A 17,746-nucleotide genomic window follows, 5' to 3' on the forward strand; every position below is an offset into this window, starting at 1 on the left:
GGATTTGAAGGCGCGATTTCTTCGGCCTATGAAATAGAGAGAGCATCCGCACTTGATAATTGGGTAGCTTTTCACATTATTTGTGAAACCAAATCAAAAATAGGTGCTCCATGGACAATCGCGTCGGGGAGATGCAGGTATTTCTTCGGGTGGTGGAAGCAGGCAGTTTTTCCGAAGCGGCGCGCCTATTGCGCATGACGCCGTCCACCGTCAGCAAACTGATCTCACGCATCGAATCCCGGCTCGGCGTGCGGCTTGTCGAACGTTCGACGCGACGGCTATCGCTGACCCTGGAGGGGCGGGTCTACTATGAGCGCAGCCAGGCCCTGCTGCATGATCTCGACGAGATCGAGCAGGAGCTTGCGCAGGGCGCGACGACGACGGGCGGCACGGTACGGGTCAACATTTCCGTTGCCTTGGGCGTGCTCGGCCTTGAACCGCTCTTGCCGGAATTCTGGCAGAGTTATCCCAATGTCGTCGTCGATCTCTCGCTGTCGGATGAAATCGTCGATCTTTATCTCGACCGTACCGACGTCGCTTTTCGGGTCGGGGCCTTGCCGGCGTCAGGCATGATAGCGCGCCCCATCGGCATTGCGCGCCGCAAGATCGTCGCCGCGCCCAGCTATCTCGATCGCCATGGAATACCGCTGACCGTCGATGATCTGTCGCGGCACAATTGTCTGGGGTTCAATTTCCGCCGTCTCGCGCCCGTCTGGCCGGTAAGGGAAAGCGGCCGCATCGTCGATCGCGCCATGACGAGTTCGCTGCTCGCCAATAATGGCGAAACCGTGCGGCGCATGGCGCTGGCGGGTGTGGGGCTTGCCCGCATGGGGGACTATCACGTCCGCGCCGACATCGCGGCCGGCCGTCTCATCGAGGTGCTCGCCGATGTCGTCGAGCCGGATGAGGAGCAGATCCATGCGGTCTTTCTCGGCGGCGCGCGCATGCCGCAGCGCGTGCGCGTCTTCCTCGATTTCGTCGTGCCGCGCCTCAGGCAATTCCTTGAAGGGGAGGCCCGAGCGGCCTCGGTGGGAATTTAATCCCGGCCATGTCCTGTGCCGGCAGTCCGCCACCGGGACGTTGGCAGGCAGGGATCACTGCAAGGGCCGGGGTATCGCGCCGGTTCGAGGCTCGATCGACAGATTTTCGTCCTCCTGATCGGTCTCGAGCCGCTGCAGGATCGGGCAATGCGGACGATGGTCGCCCTGGCAGGAATTAACAAGCATGGTGAGTGTGTGCTCCATGTCCTGCAGGTCGGCGATCTTTTTTTTCAGCGCTTCGATATGGCCCTGAGCCAGGCGCTTGACCTCGGCGCTCTGCCGGGTTTCGTCTCGCCAGAGTTCCAGAAGCTCGCTGATTTCAGCGACGGCGAAGCCGAGATCGCGTGCCCGGCGGATGAAGCGCAGCATGTGCACGTCGTTATCCGAATAGTCGCGATAGCCCGATGCCGTCCTGCCGGCGACCGGAATGAGGCCGGTTTCTTCGTAGTAGCGGATCATCTTGGCCGAAACGCCGGATGCCTTTGCCGCTTGTCCGATATTCATGAAGCTTCTCCAATGACAGGCACCGCCTGATTGTCGCCGATGGCAGGTGGCCCTTCCAACCATGGAAAGGTCAATAGCATATTTTTCGCCAGGGGGCACTTGACCTTACCACGGTTGGAACCTCCACCTTGAGCACCATGAGATCAAAACCCATGAGAATTCTCGATGGGCCCACGGTCAAGGTCGAGACGACCGCCATTCAACCGCTACCCGGACACGTGGTCGAACAAGCGGGCTGGCAGGCGGTCGCGAACTGGGCAACCAAGGTCATGAAAAGCTCTCCACGATCACCATCGACGCAGAGCCGGTTGAAGGCGCCTTAGGTTCAAGGACCAAGGAGCGCGAGGCTGCGGTGAGCGGCCTAATGGGGACATTGCCGTGAGTAAGAGGAAGCAATCGATGCACCGACGTCGTTTTCTAACAGGGCTGGCGGGCCTGGCGATTTCCGGGCCGGCCGCGGCCCAGATGATGCATGACATGCGACATATGGGGGCAAACGGCGCTCATGACATGCCGATGAGCGGCGGCAAACCTGTCTTGCCGGAAGGGCGGCCCTTGCGTGAGTTGCCGCGCTTGATGAACGAGGCTGGCGAAGCGGGTCTGTTCAAGGCAAGGCTTGCCGCCGAACCGGGGTCGGTTCGTTTCGCCGAGGGGCTCGACACGTCCGCGCTCCTCTATAACGGCGGAAATCCGGTGATCGAGGCGCATGAGGGCGACAGGGTCGAGATCAGTTTCAGGAACGGCATTCCCGATGAGCCGACGACGGTTCATTGGCATGGGATGCCGGTGCCGGCTGATCAGGATGGCAGTCCTATGGAGCCCGTCGCCTCGGGTAGCGAGCGCCTCTATGCTTTCGATCTGCCTCTAGGCAGCGCCGCATCCTATTGGTTCCATCCCCATCCGCATGGCCTTACCGCCACGCAGGTCTATCGCGGACTCGCGGGCGTCTTCCTGGTCAAACCCAAGGATGACCCGATCCCCGCCGAATATGGCGATACGATCCTGATGTTCACCGATCTCCGGATCGGCGAAGATGGAAGCATGCCGGCGAGCAACATGATCGATCTGATGAATGGGCGCGTCGGCGATCATATCCTAGTCAATGGCCAGAGGAATCCGGTCCTGGCCGTCGCGAAAGGGGAAAAGCGCCGCCTGCGCCTCTTCAACGTGACAAATGCGCGGTTCCTGCGGCTGACATTCGAGAATGCCGCCATGGTGCTCGTTGGAACGGATGGCGGCCTTATCGAAGCTCCCGTCGGCATAGACGATTTGTTGCTCGCTCCCGCCGAGCGCGTCGAGCTCATCATCTCCTTCGACAGACCTGGAGCGGCGAAGCTTGTCACGCTCGACTACGAGCGTGGGTGGATGGGGCCGGGCAAGCCCGAAGAGGCCGGCATGACCTTGCTGACGGCAAATGTCTCGGAGGAAGCCGCGCCTGTCGCGCCGCCGCTTCGCGCGAAGCTGCGCACCATTGACCGCCTCGCAGAGCCGGCAGTCACGCGTCGCTTTGTATTGACGGAATCCATGGAAGGCATGGAGATGAAGTTCCTTATCAACGGCGCCAGCTTCGATATGAAGCGCATTGACGAAGTCTCGAAGGTTGGACAGGTCGAATTGTGGGAAATCGTCAATCAGGCGGACATGGACCATCCGTTTCATGTGCATGGGGCGCAGTTCCAGCTTGTCGAACGCGAAAGAGATGGCGCGGTCACCAAGCCGTCCTACCACGCCTGGAAAGACACTGTGAACGTTGCCGCCGGTGAGACAGTACGCATCCTGCTACGACAGGATTCGCCGGGACGGCGCATGTATCATTGTCACATCCTCGAACATGAAGATCTCGGCATGATGGGCACAGTCGACGTTAAGGCCTGACAAGCTCGGGCATCAATCGAAGCGAAGAGGGAAGATTGTCGTTCCCCTCATCCTTGGCCTCGAACCTAAATCAGGTTGAGGCCGAGTTCGCTTTTGTCGGTGTGGATGTGCTGTTCGGGTCTTGCGCGAACAGCGGGTTCGGCGCTTTTATGTAAGCGCGTCCTACTGCAGCGAAGTGTTCGCGGCGACCTTGGAGGAGGGTCGATCGCGATCCCGCAGTGGATGCCAAATTGTGCTGACGGTGGCATTCAAGGGGAGGACTCGATGGCCGCTAATCATCAGACGCAATACCGCGAACGCGTGAGCTCTGCCCATGAGGCCGTTGCCTTGATACCATCGGGCGCGAAGATCGCCATGCCGATCGCTGCCGGCCAGCCGCCGGCCATTCTCGCGGCATTGGCCGAGCGCGCGCGGGCCGGCGCGGTGGACAATGTCCGGCTCTACTACCTGCTTTGTACAGGCGTCGCCGGCTCGAGCGTGCTCGACTTCGACCTGCGTGACCGCATCATTCCCATGAGTTATTTTCATGGAGCGGTGGATCGCGCCCTGGATAAGCGGCGAATGGCCGAGATGCTGCCGGCCGCCGAAATCGTGCCGTGCCATTTCAGCCAGGTGCCGCGCTCCCTGGTGGAGCATGTGGGCGTCGATACGTTGATTGCCACCGTCTCGCCCATGGATGCGGACGGGAATTTCAGTCTCGGCGCCAGCACGGATTATGCCCTGGCGGTCGCCCGCAAGCCCGGTGCCCGGCTGATCCTCGAGGTCAATCCCAGCATGCCCTATGTGCGGGGCAATTGCATGATCCCGATCTCAAGCGTCACCGCGCTTGTCGAGAACGACGCAAGCCTGCCGGCGCTCGCTGCCGCGCCTCGCTCGGAAGTCGATGATGCGATCGGCGCCATAGTCGCGGGACTCGTGGACGACGGCGATTGCCTGCAGATGGGCATCGGTGCGTTGCCGGACGCTGTTTGCGCCGGTCTATCCCAGCACCGCCACCTGGGCATCCACACCGAAATGATGACATCAGGACTTGCCGCTCTGGTCAGGGCCGGCGTGGTCGATAATAGCCGCAAGCAGATACATGTCGGGCGAACCATCTTCACCTTTGCGCTGGGAGACAAGCCGCTTTACGACTTCCTGAACGATAATCCCGATGTCGAAGCACATCCCGTGGATTATGTGAACAATCCCTTCGTCATCGCCCAGAATGACCGCATGGTGTCGGTCAATGCCACGCTGCAGATCGATCTCAATGGCGCGTGCAATTCCGAATTCGTTAATGGGCGGCAGTTCAGCGGCACGGGCGGGCAGGTGGATTTCGTCCGAGGCGCCTATGGCTCACGCGGCGGCCGCTCGATCATCGCCTGTCATGCGACGGCGGCCAAGGGAACGCTTTCGCGTATTGTTCCAACGCTGACAGGTCCAGTAACGACGTCGCGCAACGATATCCATATCGTTGTCACGGAATATGGCTGGGTGAACCTCAAGGGAAAATCGGTGGCGGAGCGGGCGAGGGCGATGATCGCGCTTGCCCATCCCGATTTCCGGGAGGAGCTGGATCGGGCTGCCCACCAGGCGGGGTTCTACGCGCCGGATTGACGTCATCAGCGTTGATCTTGCATGGGGATAAGAAGAAGCGGGGGGAAATCGGATCCTTCCGGCTTTGATCGGACGTCAACCGATCGATGGAAGAAGCCCGAGGGATTGGACCTCAGGCTTCTCATACCCGGCGCTAAGCCGGGTAATTCCATATTAGAAGCTACGCTGGAAGCGCAGGATACCAGCCCACTGATCCTGGTTCACAGAATCGAAGTTGGTGTAGGAGACTTCCGGCTCAATGAGCAGGTTCTTGACCGGGTTCCACTTGACGTTCGTGGTCGCCGCAAAGATCTTCGAGTCGGTGTAGGCGAGCTGGAGGTTCCACTTCAGCTTTTCATTGATCGGAACGCCAACGCCGCCCCAGACAGCCCAGTCACCCCAGCCGCACTTCGATGCATCGTTAGCCGGGCAAGAAGAGCGAGCCAGGTTGGTGCCCGCGTACTTGTTCAGGTTGTCGCCGTCCGTGTTCCAGCCGCCCATCAAGAAGGCGGAGAAGACGCCGAAGTCAGCATCGACGCGAGCCTTGATGGCGCCTTCCGACTTAATGGAGTCGTAACCGCCGACAACCTTGAAGCCCCATGCGCCGGACTTGAAGCCGGCACCGGCAACGACGTCGGGAGCGTAGTGGTTGGCCTTGTCGTCGCTTGCCCAGCTCGCGCCATAACCAGCGCCCGAGCCGCTGGAGTTCGAGTCTTCAACCGAGACGACAGCCGTGAAGCCGTTGCCGGCATCGTAGGTGTAGGTCAACTGGTTGAGTTCGTACGGGCCGTCATAGATCACGTCGTCGTTGATGACGTCGCCGGCATAGCCGATGTAGTAGTTATACTGCGAATCGGCCTTACCGACCAGGAAACCGCCGAGGCTGATGTTGGCGAACAGCAGCTTGCTTGAGGTCGAGTTGCCTTCCTGCCAATCCCAACGGATGACCGTGTTGGTCTTCAGCGGGCCGTATTCGGTGTCGGTCGCGGTGTCGAGGCTCAGCTGAGCGCGGGTATGCCAGAGAGTGCCGTTGTGGCTGTTGGCATTGTAGGCATCGTACCACTTGCCTTCGGTACGGACCATGCCGCCGACCTTGAGGCAGGTTTCGGTACCGGGAATGAAGAAGTAGCCAGCACCATATGCGTCGCAGATGCGAACGTATTCCAGCGGCTCCGGCTCGGCGGCGACGATCGCGTCTGCTGCGTGGGCACCGGATACCGCCGCCAGAGCGGCAGCGGAGCCGAGAAGAAGGCTCTTGATGTTCATTGTAAACTCCTTGTCGTAATTATTTCTACGTAATCCAAGGAGCGAGCATAATAGGCTGCCATGGAAGTGCTCCCCGCAAACAGGAAGCCAAACCAGGCGCTGCATCTGCAATAGACCGCCGGTACTATCCCCACCCCGATAGGACCTCGTTAGCTGGCGGCTGAAACAACAACCCCACCAGATCGCAAGCTAATTAGGTCCTGACGACAGAGCTATATACATTCAGATTGTTTGTAAATCCGACCCGGAGCCATTCGAAAACGGAAAAACTGGTTGTTGATTTAATGCAACACATGTTTGGCGGGAAAATTCGGAGAGGAAACCCCATCCAAGCAATCGACGGATCGACCGAATGCTCGGATGGCCCAACCTCTCTCCTCTCATCGGCGGCGTCAGCATGCGATCGCAAACAGCTCCATCGCATTGGCGAAGCCCTTCAGCGGCTGCCGCCCGATCGAGATCGCATCGTTGATATCAGCCTTTTGCTGGAATGGGCCTGATATCAGGAGCGCTTGGCCGCTCTCGCTGCAGACGTTCTGGATACGGCTGACGATATTGACGTCAGGGCCGATCAAGGTGAAGTCCAGGCGGTTGCCGGAGCCGACATTGCCGTAGCTCACCTCGCCATAGTGCAGCGCTATACCGACCTTGACACGAATGCCTTCATATTCGAAGCCGCCTATTTCATCGAGAATTGTCTTCGCCGCGGTCAGCGCCGCATCGCAGGCTCCAGTCGCATCGACGCCTGGAAAGAATGCCAGAACCGCATCGCCCATGAATTTCAGCACCTCTCCACCTTCGCGGGTGATCGCCGGTATCACCTTGTCGAAATAGGCGTTCAAGAGCCCGAGCACGGTGCCGCCTGGCAGCCGATTGGAAAGCTCGGTGAAGCCGCGTAGGTCGCACAGCAGAAGTGCGGCCTCCATGGATTCGATTTCTCCGCGACGAATGTGTCCTGCGAGGATGCGGCTCGCCGTCATCGGGCCGATATAGGTGTCGAGAAGGCTGAGTTCGCATTGCCTTAGGACGCGAAGTTCGCACGTGTTGCGCAATGCCGGCAGAATACGCTCGATCAGGTCATGCTCGCCGGATGTGAAGCCGCCTGGCCGCCGCGTGGCGAAGACGGCGCAGCTGATCGGTCCGTCGGCGTTGCAAAGCGGCGCCACGATCAATTGCACGAGCCCCCGGCCGGAAAATATGTCGATGTGTTGCCAGCGCCCATGCGGACTCTCACCCGGACCGACGACGAGCGGTTCGCGCATCTCCTGTGCCTTCATGAGCGGCGTGTTGGCAAGCGCGAGACGCGAGCCATGTTCGCGATCATGGATCTCGACCGGCTCGCCGGGCGCCCAGGCGAAGGTGCGGCCGATGAATTCGGGATGCAGCGTCGTCAGGTGCAGCGTCAACCGATCGATGGGAAGGCCGAGGGCCCGCAGGCGGCGGCCGAGCCCGGCGACGAGGCCGGCCTCGTCGAGGGCGTGGCATTCATCGCCTGTCAGCCATTCGATCAGGCTGAGGGTAGCCGCAGTATTGACGCCAATATGGCCCGTCCTGGAATTGATGATCGAGGTCTTGGGCATGTCGTGCAGCAGGGTCATGGCTATCTCCTCCTCTTTGAGATGCGGCGCTCAGTGTGCCGCACCGCCGGAAAGGTGGCCGGGTTTCTTCAGAAGCAGGCTCGCGACGAGGGCGATGACCAGCGCGACGCCGAGCAGGAAGAACGTGTCGCTGAAAGCCATGATGTTGGCCTGCTTGCGAAGACTGGCGGCGATGGCGACGATCGCTTTGTGCGTGGCAAGCGCCTGGTCGCTGACACCATGGTTCATGAAGTAATTCGTCAGATTGACAACGCGGGCACGGGTCGCCTCTTCGAATGCCGAGACCGAATTCGTCAGGATGTTGGAATGAAACTGCTCGCGCTTGGTGAGAAAGGTCTGCAGCGCGGCGATGCCGACCGCGCCACCGAGATTGCGCATCATGTTGAAGAGCGCCGAGGCGGAACCGGCATTTTCCTGCTCGATGCCGGCGGTGGCGATCGCCGTCAGCGGCGTGAAGGCGAGTGCCTGGCCGACGGCGCGCACGATATTCGGCCAGAAGAGCTGATCGCTGGCATAGTTGCCGGTCATGTGAACATTCATGAAATTCGAAGCGGCAAAAAGCGCGAAGCCGACGATGATCAGCAGGCGGGCATCGACACGTTTCATCAGCCGTGGCACCAGCGGGATCAGGATGAGCTGCGGAATGCCGGTCCAGGCAAGCACCATGCCGATCTGCTCGGAATTGTAACCCTGAATACGCGTCAGGTAGATCGGCAGGATGAAGACCGAGCCATAGAGGGCGACACCCATCAGGAAATTGGCGACGATGCCGAAGCCGAAATTGCGGCGCGCCAGCAGGCGCAGGTTGAGGAGCGGATGGGCGGCGCGAAGCTCGATGATGAGAAAGAGCGTCAAGGAGACCGCGGCGATGACAGAGAGGCGGACTATGAAAGGGGAACCGAACCAGTCGTCCTTGTTGCCTTCCTCAAGCACGGTCTGCAGCGCGGCAAGGCCAACCGCCATGGTGATGATGCCGGGCCAGTCGCCCTTGGCGAGCAGCGAAAGGTTCATCGGCGCGCGATCGAGCGAGGCCCAGAGCATGCCGATCATGAGAATGCCGGGCACAAGATTGACGTAGAAGATATATTCCCAGCCCCAGTTTTCCGTGAGGTAGCCGCCGATGGTCGGCCCGATCGCCGGCGCGAAGGTCGCCGAAAGGGCGAAGAGCGCGAGGCCGATCGGCTGCTTGGGCTTGGGGAGCAAGGTGATGATGATCGTGAAGGCCATCGGGATCAGCACTCCGCCGGAGAAGCCCTGTATGGCGCGCAGCACGATCATCTGCTGCAGATTGGCGGCAAAGGCGCAGCCGACCGAGAAAAGCAGGAAAAGGAGGGCGTTGGTCAGCAGATAGATGCGCACGGAAAAGACGCGGGCGAGCCAGGCGCTAAGGGGAATGACCACGATTTCGGCGATCAGATAGGAGGTCGAGATCCAGCCGCCATCGTCCGTTCCAGCGCCGATCGCGCCCTGGATGTCGGCAAGCGAGGCATTGACGATCTGGATGTTGAGAACGGCCATGAAGGCGCCAAGTGTCGAACCAACGACGGCGGTCCACATGCGCAGCGGGCTCATGGCGGGCCGGGCAACCGGAGCGGATACGGCTGAATTGTTGTTTGCGGCGATCTGAAGGGTAGCCACGGCGCGTCTCCTTCCGGCTCATGCCGGAATAATCTCATGACGATACAGAGGTGATAATCGATGAAGATCGGGAAGGATCATCCAGCGTGGCTGGATAATCCTTGTGCGTCCGTCGTCGATGTCTGGATGGCCTTGGTGTCGATTTCCGGCTCCACCGACATGCCTGAGCGCAGCAGACCGACGAGGTTATCGTCATCGATGACGATCTTCACCGGTATGCGCTGGACGATCTTGGTGAAATTGCCTGTCGCATTGTCCGGTGGCAGCAGCGAGAATTCGAGCCCGCTTGCCGGCGAGAGGCTGTCGACGTGGCCCTTGATGGTGACGTCCGGGAAGCTGTCGACCTTGATTTCGACCGACTGTCCGGGACGTACATAGGTGAGCTGCGTCTCCTTGAAGTTCGCGACGACATAGACCGAGTGCAGCGGCACCACCGCCATCAGCTGCGTTCCCGATGTCACATACTGCCCGACGCGAATCGAGCGGGCGCCGACCGTGCCGTCGACGGCGGCGACGATGTTGGTATAGGAAAGATTGAGCTCGGCCTGCTGAACGGCCGCAGCGGCCCGATCGCGCTGGGCGGCTGCCTGATCTCGCTGGGTCTGAAGCACCGGCACCTTGTTCTGAGCAGCGACAAGCGCGGCCTGATCGCGCTCGACGGCGGCGGCTGCCTGCTTTCTGGCCGATGCCGTCTCTTCGGCGCGCGACTGTGTGCCGACGCCGTTGGTGATCAGCCGAGCCGAACGCGCTGCATCCGATATCGCATAATCCAGGGAGGCTTGCGACGCGTCGACCGTCGCCTTGGCCTGCCCGATCAGCGATTGCTGCAGCTGGATCTGCGCATCGATGTTGGAAATCGCCGCATCCGCGGCCTTCAGATCCGCCTTCGCCTGGGAAAGTGCGGCCTGGAAATCGCGGTCGTCTATGCGGGCGAGCACCTGGCCGACCTTGACCTTATCATTGTCGTTGACAAGCACATCCTTGATATAGCCGGCGACCTTCGGCGCGATCGTGGTGTAATCGGCCTTCACGTAGGCGTCGTCCGTGGATTCGATGAAGCGCCCGACCGTCCAGTAGCGATAGCCGAAATCCGCCGCGATCGCGACGCCAGCCAGCAGCGCGGCGATCAGCACGCCGCGCTTGATGAGCTTTCCGCCTGTCTTGGGCGTGGCCGAAGCGACAGGCGCTTCGACGGTCACACCCCGCGGGGCTTCGCTCGTGGGAGACCTTGCGACCTCGTTGGCCGGAGCAGCGTCGGCTTGGCTCGCGTTCTTGAACGCTTCGTTGCGGGGGAGTTCCACCATCGTCCGTTTCCTTCAATGCGCCACCCCTTTGCCCGGGGTCATTTTGATGCGATGAAGATGCATCCGAACCGTCCTTCTGATAATCTCCTCAAATCGGGAAGGATCATCAAGTCACAGTGGATAATCCGAGGACAATATGGATCGGTTGACCAGCCTCACAGTCTTTGGCCGGGTGGTGGAATGTGGCGGCTTTTCCGCCGCCGCCCGCCGGCTCAACATGTCCGTCACCATGGTGGGCAATCACGTGCAATCGTTGGAAGACCGCTTGGGTGCGCGGCTTCTGAACCGGACGACGCGCCGGATCAGTTTGACGGAAACCGGCAAATATTATTATGAGCGTTCCTCACAGATACTGGCCGATCTCGAGGAGGCCGATCGGGCCGCCGGCGCGCTTAGTACCATGCCGCGAGGCACGCTTAAGCTCTATACCAGCGGCGCAATAGTCCGCTTCCTGCTTCCCGTCGTCAACGAATTCATGACCCAATATCCCGCGATCTCGCTCGATTTCAACGTCGGCGAACGGTCGATCGACATGGTCGAGGAGGGTTACGACCTGATGATCCGAACCCTCCCCGCATCCGACTCGACACTCGTCGCGCGCAAGCTCGCGCCCTGGCGGCACATGCTCGTTTGCTCGCCCGAATATCGTGACACACATCCGATGCCGAAGGTTCCGGCCGACCTCGCGGAGCATAATTGCCTGCAATATACCTATTACCCGTATGGCGACGAATGGCGTTTCGAGGATGCCGATGGCAAGCAGGTGGGCGTCAAGATTTCTGGCAATGTCGTCTCCAACAGCGCGGAGACGCTGCGCTTTCTCCTGGCGAGCGGGCAGGGCATCTTTCTCGCTCCGAGTTTCATCGTCTTCGAAGAGGTCGCCGCTGGCCGTCTCGTGCGTGTCATGCCCGACTATCGCGCCGTGGAATTCACGATCAGCGCGATCTATCCGAACCGTAGCCATCTGCCGACGAAAGTGCGATTGTTCATCGACCTTTTGGCGGAGCGTTTCGTCGAGCACCGCAAGTGGATGACCTGAGCACAACAAGGCCGAGTCCTGTCCATCGGTGACGCAGCAGTGAATGGAGCCATCTCAAAGCCATGGCGAACCGAATAACATGCGAGGGTCGTCCGGAGCTGCCTGCGATTCAGATGCAGAACGGATTCACCGACGTCTTCGTGGAAGTTCTCGCCATTGCTGCTTCGGTGTTGGCGCGAAGGAGGTCGGATCAAGCGTTTGCATCCTGGATCGCATCGCGAGATCACGCGGTCTTGGGACTTGGGGCGGTGGGATTCGACATCGCCGAAATGCCCTGGCACGTCGCGACATTTGCCGCGGATCGGAATTTTGTAATTCGGGCGATCACCGCCGCGGAATCGAAAGTCGATTGGGAAAAGCTGGGCTACGAGCCGAAGGAAGACTGGCTGATGCCGCGCCTGATGCGTTTGCGAATGCTGTGTCGGCATTCGGACCACACAATATCAGGGCAAGCGGCGCGGCGATCCATTCGACCTTTTCCGAGAGCGACCTCAGGCGCTGCGAAACGCATGGGATCATCATGCATGCTTACGGATGCCTCGTCTGCAACAGGTCGGCGCCTTCCTGAAATTCACGGGCATGTGGCATGGCCTTACCGATCGTACAGGACGTCCTCGGGTCGATCCGGCCGGTGGCGGCATCATGACTGCGGTTGTTCGGCGGGCTGGCGCGTTTCCGCCTGGCGTGCGGCCGACGCGAGGCGCCGTTGCGCCCGGATGGCGCTCCATTGTTGATCGATCAAGACGCCGATCAGGATGACGCCGCCCATGACGGCGAAGTTGAGCGAGGAGGGGATACCCAAAAGGTTGACGAGGTTCTGCAATTCCTGCAGCAGGATCGTGCCCAGCACCACGCCGATCAGCGATCCTTCACCGCCACGCAGCGAAAAGCCGCCAAGCACCGCCGCGGCGATCGCGTAGAGCTCATAGAATTGCCCATGGCTCGCCGGCGAAATGGAGCGGGTGTACATGGCGAAATAGATCGCTGAAAGCGCCGTCAGCACGCCGCATATGATGTAGGCGACCGTTACCATCTTCCTGGTGCGGATGCCGGAATATTTCGCCGCCTCCTCATTCTTGCCGATGGCGTAGAGATAGCGGCCGTAGACGGAGCGATGCAGAACGATCCACATGACGGCGGCGATGATCACGAGCGCGATGAAGGTGTTCGGCACGCCATAGAAGCGGCCGGCGGTCAGGAATTCGAGGGTGGGAAAGTTCTGGCCGAAGGCGAAGCCTGCCGTGCCGTCCGCTGTGTAGAAGCGCGCCGCGCCACGATAGATCAGGAGGCCGCAAAGAGTGACGACGAAAGGCTGGAGGTTGAGCCGGGTAATCAGCCAGCCATGGATCGCTCCCAGAATGCCGCCAAGGATCAGGATCAGCGGCAGGGCGATCGCCCAGGGCATGTTCTGGACGGCGATGAAATCGATGAACAGGACGCCGAGCAAGGCAACCAGCGAGCCGACGGACAATTCGATGCCGCCGGTGATGATGACGAAAGCCTGGCCGATCGACAATATCCCGAAAAGGCCGATAAGGTTCGACGTATTGGCGAGGTTGATCGGCAACAGGAAGCGCGGATTGATGATCGTCACGACAATGCCGACAACGATAATCAACAAAAGCAGGCCCAGATCTTTCTTACTCATCGATATCAATTCCCATTGGCCGCGGCCGTTAGAGCAATTCCAAGCGAAGTGCGAAGCATCTTTCGCGGGAAATTGCGCAAAAACAATGAGATAGAGCGGTTCAGGTTTCCTTGGATAGCTGAACCACTCTAGTGTAGCGTTTTGCCGACGGCCAGCAAAAGCACGTTTTCCTGACTGAACTGATCCTTTTCGAGGATGCCGGAGATCCGACCCTCATGCATGACGGCGATGCGGTCGGAGACGCCGATCACCTCTTCCATGTCGCTTGAGATCATCAGGATCGCCACACCGGCATCGGCAAGCTTGCGCATCAGGCTGTAGATTTCGCTCTTCGCGCCAATATCGATACCGCGGGTGGGCTCGTCGAAGATCAGCACCTTCGGGTGCATCGCCAGCCATTTGGCAAGTACGACCTTCTGCTGGTTGCCGCCCGAAAGCGTGCCCGTGCGGGTCGCGATCGATGGCGTCTTGATGGCAAGCTGCCTGCGCTGCGTTTCGGCCATGGCATTTTCCCGCTCCGGCGAAACCATGGAGCGGCGCGCAAAGGCCGGGAGGTTGGGCAACGATATGTTCTGCGAGATCGGCATATCGAGCAGGATGCCATTCAGCTTGCGATCTTCAGGCACGAGAAAAATGCCGTTGGCGACAGCGTCCCTGGCGGATCGCAATTTCAGGTCCTGTCCACTGAGGGCGATGGTGCCGCCATAGCTATGGTCGACCCCGAACAGGACGCGGGCAAGTTCCGTCCGGCCTGAGCCGACGAGACCGGCAAGGCCCAGGATTTCACCGTAACGGATATCCAGGTTGACGGGCTGCGCCGGATAGGCGGCTGTGCGGACCGCCGCGATCTTCAGGGCGATATCGCCCGGCGGACGGGCCGCTTCCACGGAGCGCGCGGCCAATGCCCGCCCGATCATCAGCTTCACCATGCGATCATGGTCGATGGCGTCTTTCGCCAATGTGCCGACAAGCGTCCCGTCGCGCAGAACGATGACGCGATCGGCGACACGTTCGACCTCGTGCAGGCGGTGCGAAATGAAGATGACGCTTATGCCTTCGGCTTTCAGCGAGGATATGACGGCCAGCAGCTTTTCCGTCTCGGCAAGCGGCAGGCTCGAGGTCGGCTCGTCGAGAATGACGAGACGGGCATTGATGGACAACGCCTTGGCGATCTCGACCATCTGCTGCTGGGCAAGCGATAGTGACGCCACCGGCGTATCCGGCGAGAAATTGGCGCCGACGCGCTTCAGAAGAGGGGCGACCATCTCGCGCAGGCGGGCGCGGTCGACCAGTTTCAGGGCGCCGCCGCGCAATGGTTCGCGGCCAAGGAAAATATTGGCCGCGACATCGAGATTTTCAAAAAGGTTTAGCTCTTGATGGACGAAGGCAATCCCGGAGGCGATGCTGCTTTCGACCGTGAAGGCCCCGTGCTCGGCTCCATCGAGCCGAATACTGCCATGATCCGGCCTGACGACGCCGCCAAGGATCTTCATGAGCGTCGATTTGCCGGCGCCGTTCTCGCCGACAAGACCGATCACCTCGCCGGCGCTGACGTCCATCGAGAAATTATCGAGCGCGACCACGCCCGGATAGGTCTTGCCGATTCCCGAAAGGCTGAGAAAGGGCATCGTGGTTTCAGCCGATGCCAAGTTATCCGAGCGCTGGTTCATAACGAATATCATGCCTGTGCGATGTGGCTTCGAGAGCCGCGACGACGCGAGCAACTGCATTCGAGCAGCGCCGGTCCTCGCAACCGGCGCTGCTGGTTGGCCTTAATTGCCAGCCATGGCCTTCAGATTGGCCGCATAGGCATCGACGTCGTCCTTGCCGATGATTTTCGTCGGGATGATGATCAGCTTGTTGGCGGGAATACCCGATTTGTCGCCCTTCAGGTAGGCGGCCATCAGCTTCATGCCCTGATAGGCCCAGAGATAGGGCTGCTGCACCACCGTCGCGGCGATCGTTCCTTCCTTGACGCCGCCGAGCGTGATCGGATCATCATCGAAGCCGACGACGGTGATCTGGCCGAGCTTGCCGGCTTCGCGCAGTGCTTCATAGATGCGGGGCGTGTTGTAGGAGTAGAAGCCGACCATGCAGGTGACGTCAGGGCTCGCGACGAGCGCGTCTTCGACATTCTTCTTCGCTCTCGTCTGGTCGATGTCGTCGCCGCGCACGTCGGTCAATTCGATCTTCGTGCCCGCCAGGCCATCCTTCATGCCCTGAATGCGCTCCTTGGCATTGTCGGCGCCGAGAAGTCCCACGAAGCCGATGCATTTGCCCCCGTTCGGCATGGCTTTCTTGGCGATCTCGGCGGCCTGCTTGCCGGCATCGACGTTCGATGAGCCGATATAGGCGACGCGGTTCGTATCCGGTGCATCGCTATCGGTGGTGAACAGCGCCGTTTCCGAGCCGATCTTGTTCAGCCCCTCCGTTGATGTCTTGGGATCGACGGCCGAAACCATGATGCCCTTGACGCCGGCCGCCACGAGGTCTTCCATCAATCGCTGCTGGATCGCGACCGATGATTGTTCAGGATATTTCAATTCCATGTTGAAGTCCGGCAATTCGGCCTGAGCCTTCTTGACGCCGGCTTCGGCCGCCTTCCAGAAGTCGGACGCGCCGTTGACCACAAATGCGAGAGTGGGCTTGTCCGCGGCATAGGTCGCCGTCGCATAGCTCAGCAGCAACCCTGCCGCGAAGGCGGCAGCGCCCCGTGTTACGTATTTCATGATCGTCCTCCCATAGATCCGCCTGCGGGATCTGGTTGCAACTCGCGGCAGGCCGTCCTGAGCCCCCTCCCAGGGTTTTCTCGCCAAGCGAGATAAGGCACGTCCCACCACGACACCGACGGTATACGACTAATTTCAATTAGTAAATAGTATTAGTAATACAGTTGCCTGCGCGCGAAGCGGCGGACTCTCGAAAATCTAGCTATTTGGTTCAATTGCCAGCGATCTCGCGCTTAAAGATGTGGGTGGCGATTGTATGCCTGTCCGCGCCGGTTGCCGAGATCGTGCAATTGATGATAATAAAAATTAGCGCATGAAGGCGGCCGTGGGGATCGTAGGCCGTTTTCGCTTCAGGGGAGATGAGACGCAGTGAAGAAGATATCGGCCGCGAACGGCGATCGCACGGCCACCGACAACAGGGCAACGAAGCGAAGCGGCCGTCGTTCCGGTACGAGGGTCACGATGACCGATATCGCCAAGGCGGCTGGATGTTCGCAAAGCGCAGTATCCTTTGTCCTCAACAATACGCCGGGCATGCGGCTATCGCAGCAGACCCGTGAGAGGGTCATCGAGGCAGCCCGCCAGCTTGGCTATGTCGCGCCGGTGCTTGCCGCGCCGCCGGCGCTGCTGTCTCCGTCGAGGCTCGATGGCGTCATCGGCTTTGCCGTCGACCAGCTTGCAACCAGTCCGGAGGCGGTTGTCGCGATCGAAGGAGCGCGCCAGGCCTGCTGGAATGCCGGAAACGTTCTGCTCGTCGCACAGACCATGAGTGATCCTGTCATGGAGCCGAGAGCGATCAAGGCGCTCACCAACAGCGGCATCTCGGCGCTCATCTACATGACGATCTTCACCCGCGAGGTGGAGGTGCCGGATTATCTTTATGATCTCAATATCCCGATCATTCTTCTGAATTGCTATACGTCCGACTATGCCTTTCCGTCCGTCGTTCCGAGCGAAATCGCCGGCGGGCAGACCGCGACCCGGCATCTGATCTCACATGGGCATCATCGCATCGCGACGATCACGGGCGAACCGTGGATGCAGGCCGCCCAGGATCGATTGACCGGTTATCGTCGCGCCCTGGCGACGGCCGACATTCCATTCGATCCGGAGCTTGTCATAGAGGGTGACTGGTCGGCGAGCGCCGGCTATGCCGGCACCATGAAACTACTTGCGCTCCGCGAGCGCCCGACGGCGATTTTCTGCCAGAACGACCGCACCGCCATTGGCTGCTACGAAGCGCTGAAGGAGGCTGGCCTCCACATTCCGGAGGACATGTCGGTCATGGGTTATGACGACGAGGACATCTGCCGTCATCTCGTGCCGCCCCTGACGACCTCGGTCCTTCCTCACACGGCAATGGGCCAATGGGCGATCGAGCATCTGGAAACGGCCGTCTTGCCGCGAGAGCGCCGCTACCAGATCACCAAGCTCGAATGCTCGCTTGTCAAACGTGCGTCGGTTGCCGCACCGGCTGGCATCAGAACCGGGCGCAAGGTGCGAAAGGTTTGATCGGATTCGCCGGCA

13 protein-coding genes are annotated in these 17,746 nt (G+C 60.3%); 5 read left to right on the forward strand and 8 right to left on the reverse strand.

The window, feature by feature from the left end; all coding sequences use genetic code 11:
* Window positions 1-110 precede the first annotated feature (110 nt).
* Window positions 111-1,040 (forward strand): LysR family transcriptional regulator, encoded by a 930-nt coding sequence (locus tag GDN47_RS25360; RefSeq protein ID WP_152094523.1) that lies wholly within the window; start codon window positions 111-113, stop codon window positions 1,038-1,040.
* A gap of 54 nt (window positions 1,041-1,094) precedes the next feature.
* Here the strand turns inward: GDN47_RS25360 and cueR are convergent, their stop codons facing one another.
* Window positions 1,095-1,544, reverse strand: coding sequence for a Cu(I)-responsive transcriptional regulator (gene cueR / locus GDN47_RS25365; protein WP_152094524.1), 450 nt, complete (start codon window positions 1,542-1,544; stop codon window positions 1,095-1,097).
* A gap of 399 nt (window positions 1,545-1,943) precedes the next feature.
* Here cueR and GDN47_RS25370 point away from each other — a divergent pair, with 399 nt between their 5' ends.
* Together GDN47_RS25370 and GDN47_RS25375 are read left to right on the forward strand one after the other, a co-directional pair.
* Complete coding sequence (locus GDN47_RS25370) at window positions 1,944-3,419, forward strand: multicopper oxidase family protein (protein WP_152094525.1); 1,476 nt, start codon at window positions 1,944-1,946, stop codon at window positions 3,417-3,419.
* A gap of 264 nt (window positions 3,420-3,683) precedes the next feature.
* On the forward strand, window positions 3,684-5,018 hold the full coding sequence (locus tag GDN47_RS25375; RefSeq protein WP_152094526.1) for an acetyl-CoA hydrolase/transferase family protein: 1,335 nt from the start codon (window positions 3,684-3,686) through the stop codon (window positions 5,016-5,018).
* A gap of 153 nt (window positions 5,019-5,171) precedes the next feature.
* Here the strand turns inward: GDN47_RS25375 and GDN47_RS25380 are convergent, their stop codons facing one another.
* From GDN47_RS25380 to GDN47_RS25395, 4 genes are all read right to left on the reverse strand, one after another.
* Window positions 5,172-6,263, reverse strand: a complete 1,092-nt coding sequence (locus GDN47_RS25380) for a porin (RefSeq protein ID WP_145323609.1) — start codon at window positions 6,261-6,263, stop codon at window positions 5,172-5,174.
* Between the two features lie 392 nt (window positions 6,264-6,655).
* Window positions 6,656-7,843 (reverse strand): adenylate/guanylate cyclase domain-containing protein, encoded by a 1,188-nt coding sequence (locus tag GDN47_RS25385; RefSeq protein ID WP_371865534.1) that lies wholly within the window; start codon window positions 7,841-7,843, stop codon window positions 6,656-6,658.
* A 48-nt stretch (window positions 7,844-7,891) separates the two neighbouring features.
* A complete protein-coding gene (locus tag GDN47_RS25390; RefSeq protein WP_113354629.1) occupies window positions 7,892-9,499 on the reverse strand; it encodes an MDR family MFS transporter in 1,608 nt (535 codons plus the stop codon).
* A gap of 77 nt (window positions 9,500-9,576) precedes the next feature.
* Complete coding sequence (locus tag GDN47_RS25395) at window positions 9,577-10,803, reverse strand: HlyD family secretion protein (protein ID WP_113354630.1); 1,227 nt, start codon at window positions 10,801-10,803, stop codon at window positions 9,577-9,579.
* A gap of 136 nt (window positions 10,804-10,939) precedes the next feature.
* Between GDN47_RS25395 and GDN47_RS25400 the strand changes: the two genes are divergently transcribed.
* Window positions 10,940-11,842 carry a LysR family transcriptional regulator gene (locus tag GDN47_RS25400; protein ID WP_113354631.1) on the forward strand — a complete coding sequence of 301 codons (903 nt, stop codon included), beginning with the start codon at window positions 10,940-10,942 and terminating at the stop codon, window positions 11,840-11,842.
* Window positions 11,843-12,482: 640 nt separating this feature from the next.
* Here the strand turns inward: GDN47_RS25400 and GDN47_RS25405 are convergent.
* The 3 genes from GDN47_RS25405 to GDN47_RS25415 all read right to left on the reverse strand — a co-directional run bounded on the left by GDN47_RS25405 (window position 12,483) and on the right by GDN47_RS25415 (window position 16,219).
* The gene (locus tag GDN47_RS25405) at window positions 12,483-13,490 is read right to left on the reverse strand and encodes an ABC transporter permease (RefSeq protein WP_113333351.1); all 1,008 of its coding nucleotides are present in this window, start codon (window positions 13,488-13,490) and stop codon (window positions 12,483-12,485) included.
* 128 nt (window positions 13,491-13,618) lie between these two features.
* Window positions 13,619-15,160, reverse strand: coding sequence for a sugar ABC transporter ATP-binding protein (locus GDN47_RS25410; RefSeq protein ID WP_152094528.1), 1,542 nt, complete (start codon window positions 15,158-15,160; stop codon window positions 13,619-13,621).
* A gap of 102 nt (window positions 15,161-15,262) precedes the next feature.
* A complete protein-coding gene (locus tag GDN47_RS25415) occupies window positions 15,263-16,219 on the reverse strand; it encodes a sugar-binding protein (RefSeq protein WP_113333353.1) in 957 nt (318 codons plus the stop codon).
* 369 nt (window positions 16,220-16,588) lie between these two features.
* Here GDN47_RS25415 and GDN47_RS25420 point away from each other — a divergent pair, with 369 nt between their 5' ends.
* Window positions 16,589-17,731, forward strand: a complete 1,143-nt coding sequence (locus GDN47_RS25420) for a LacI family DNA-binding transcriptional regulator (RefSeq protein ID WP_233790125.1) — start codon at window positions 16,589-16,591, stop codon at window positions 17,729-17,731.
* Window positions 17,732-17,746 lie beyond the last annotated feature (15 nt).

It is taken from the genome of Martinezella dioscoreae, assembly GCF_009176305.1.
GTDB lineage: Bacteria > Pseudomonadota > Alphaproteobacteria > Rhizobiales > Rhizobiaceae > Rhizobium > Rhizobium dioscoreae.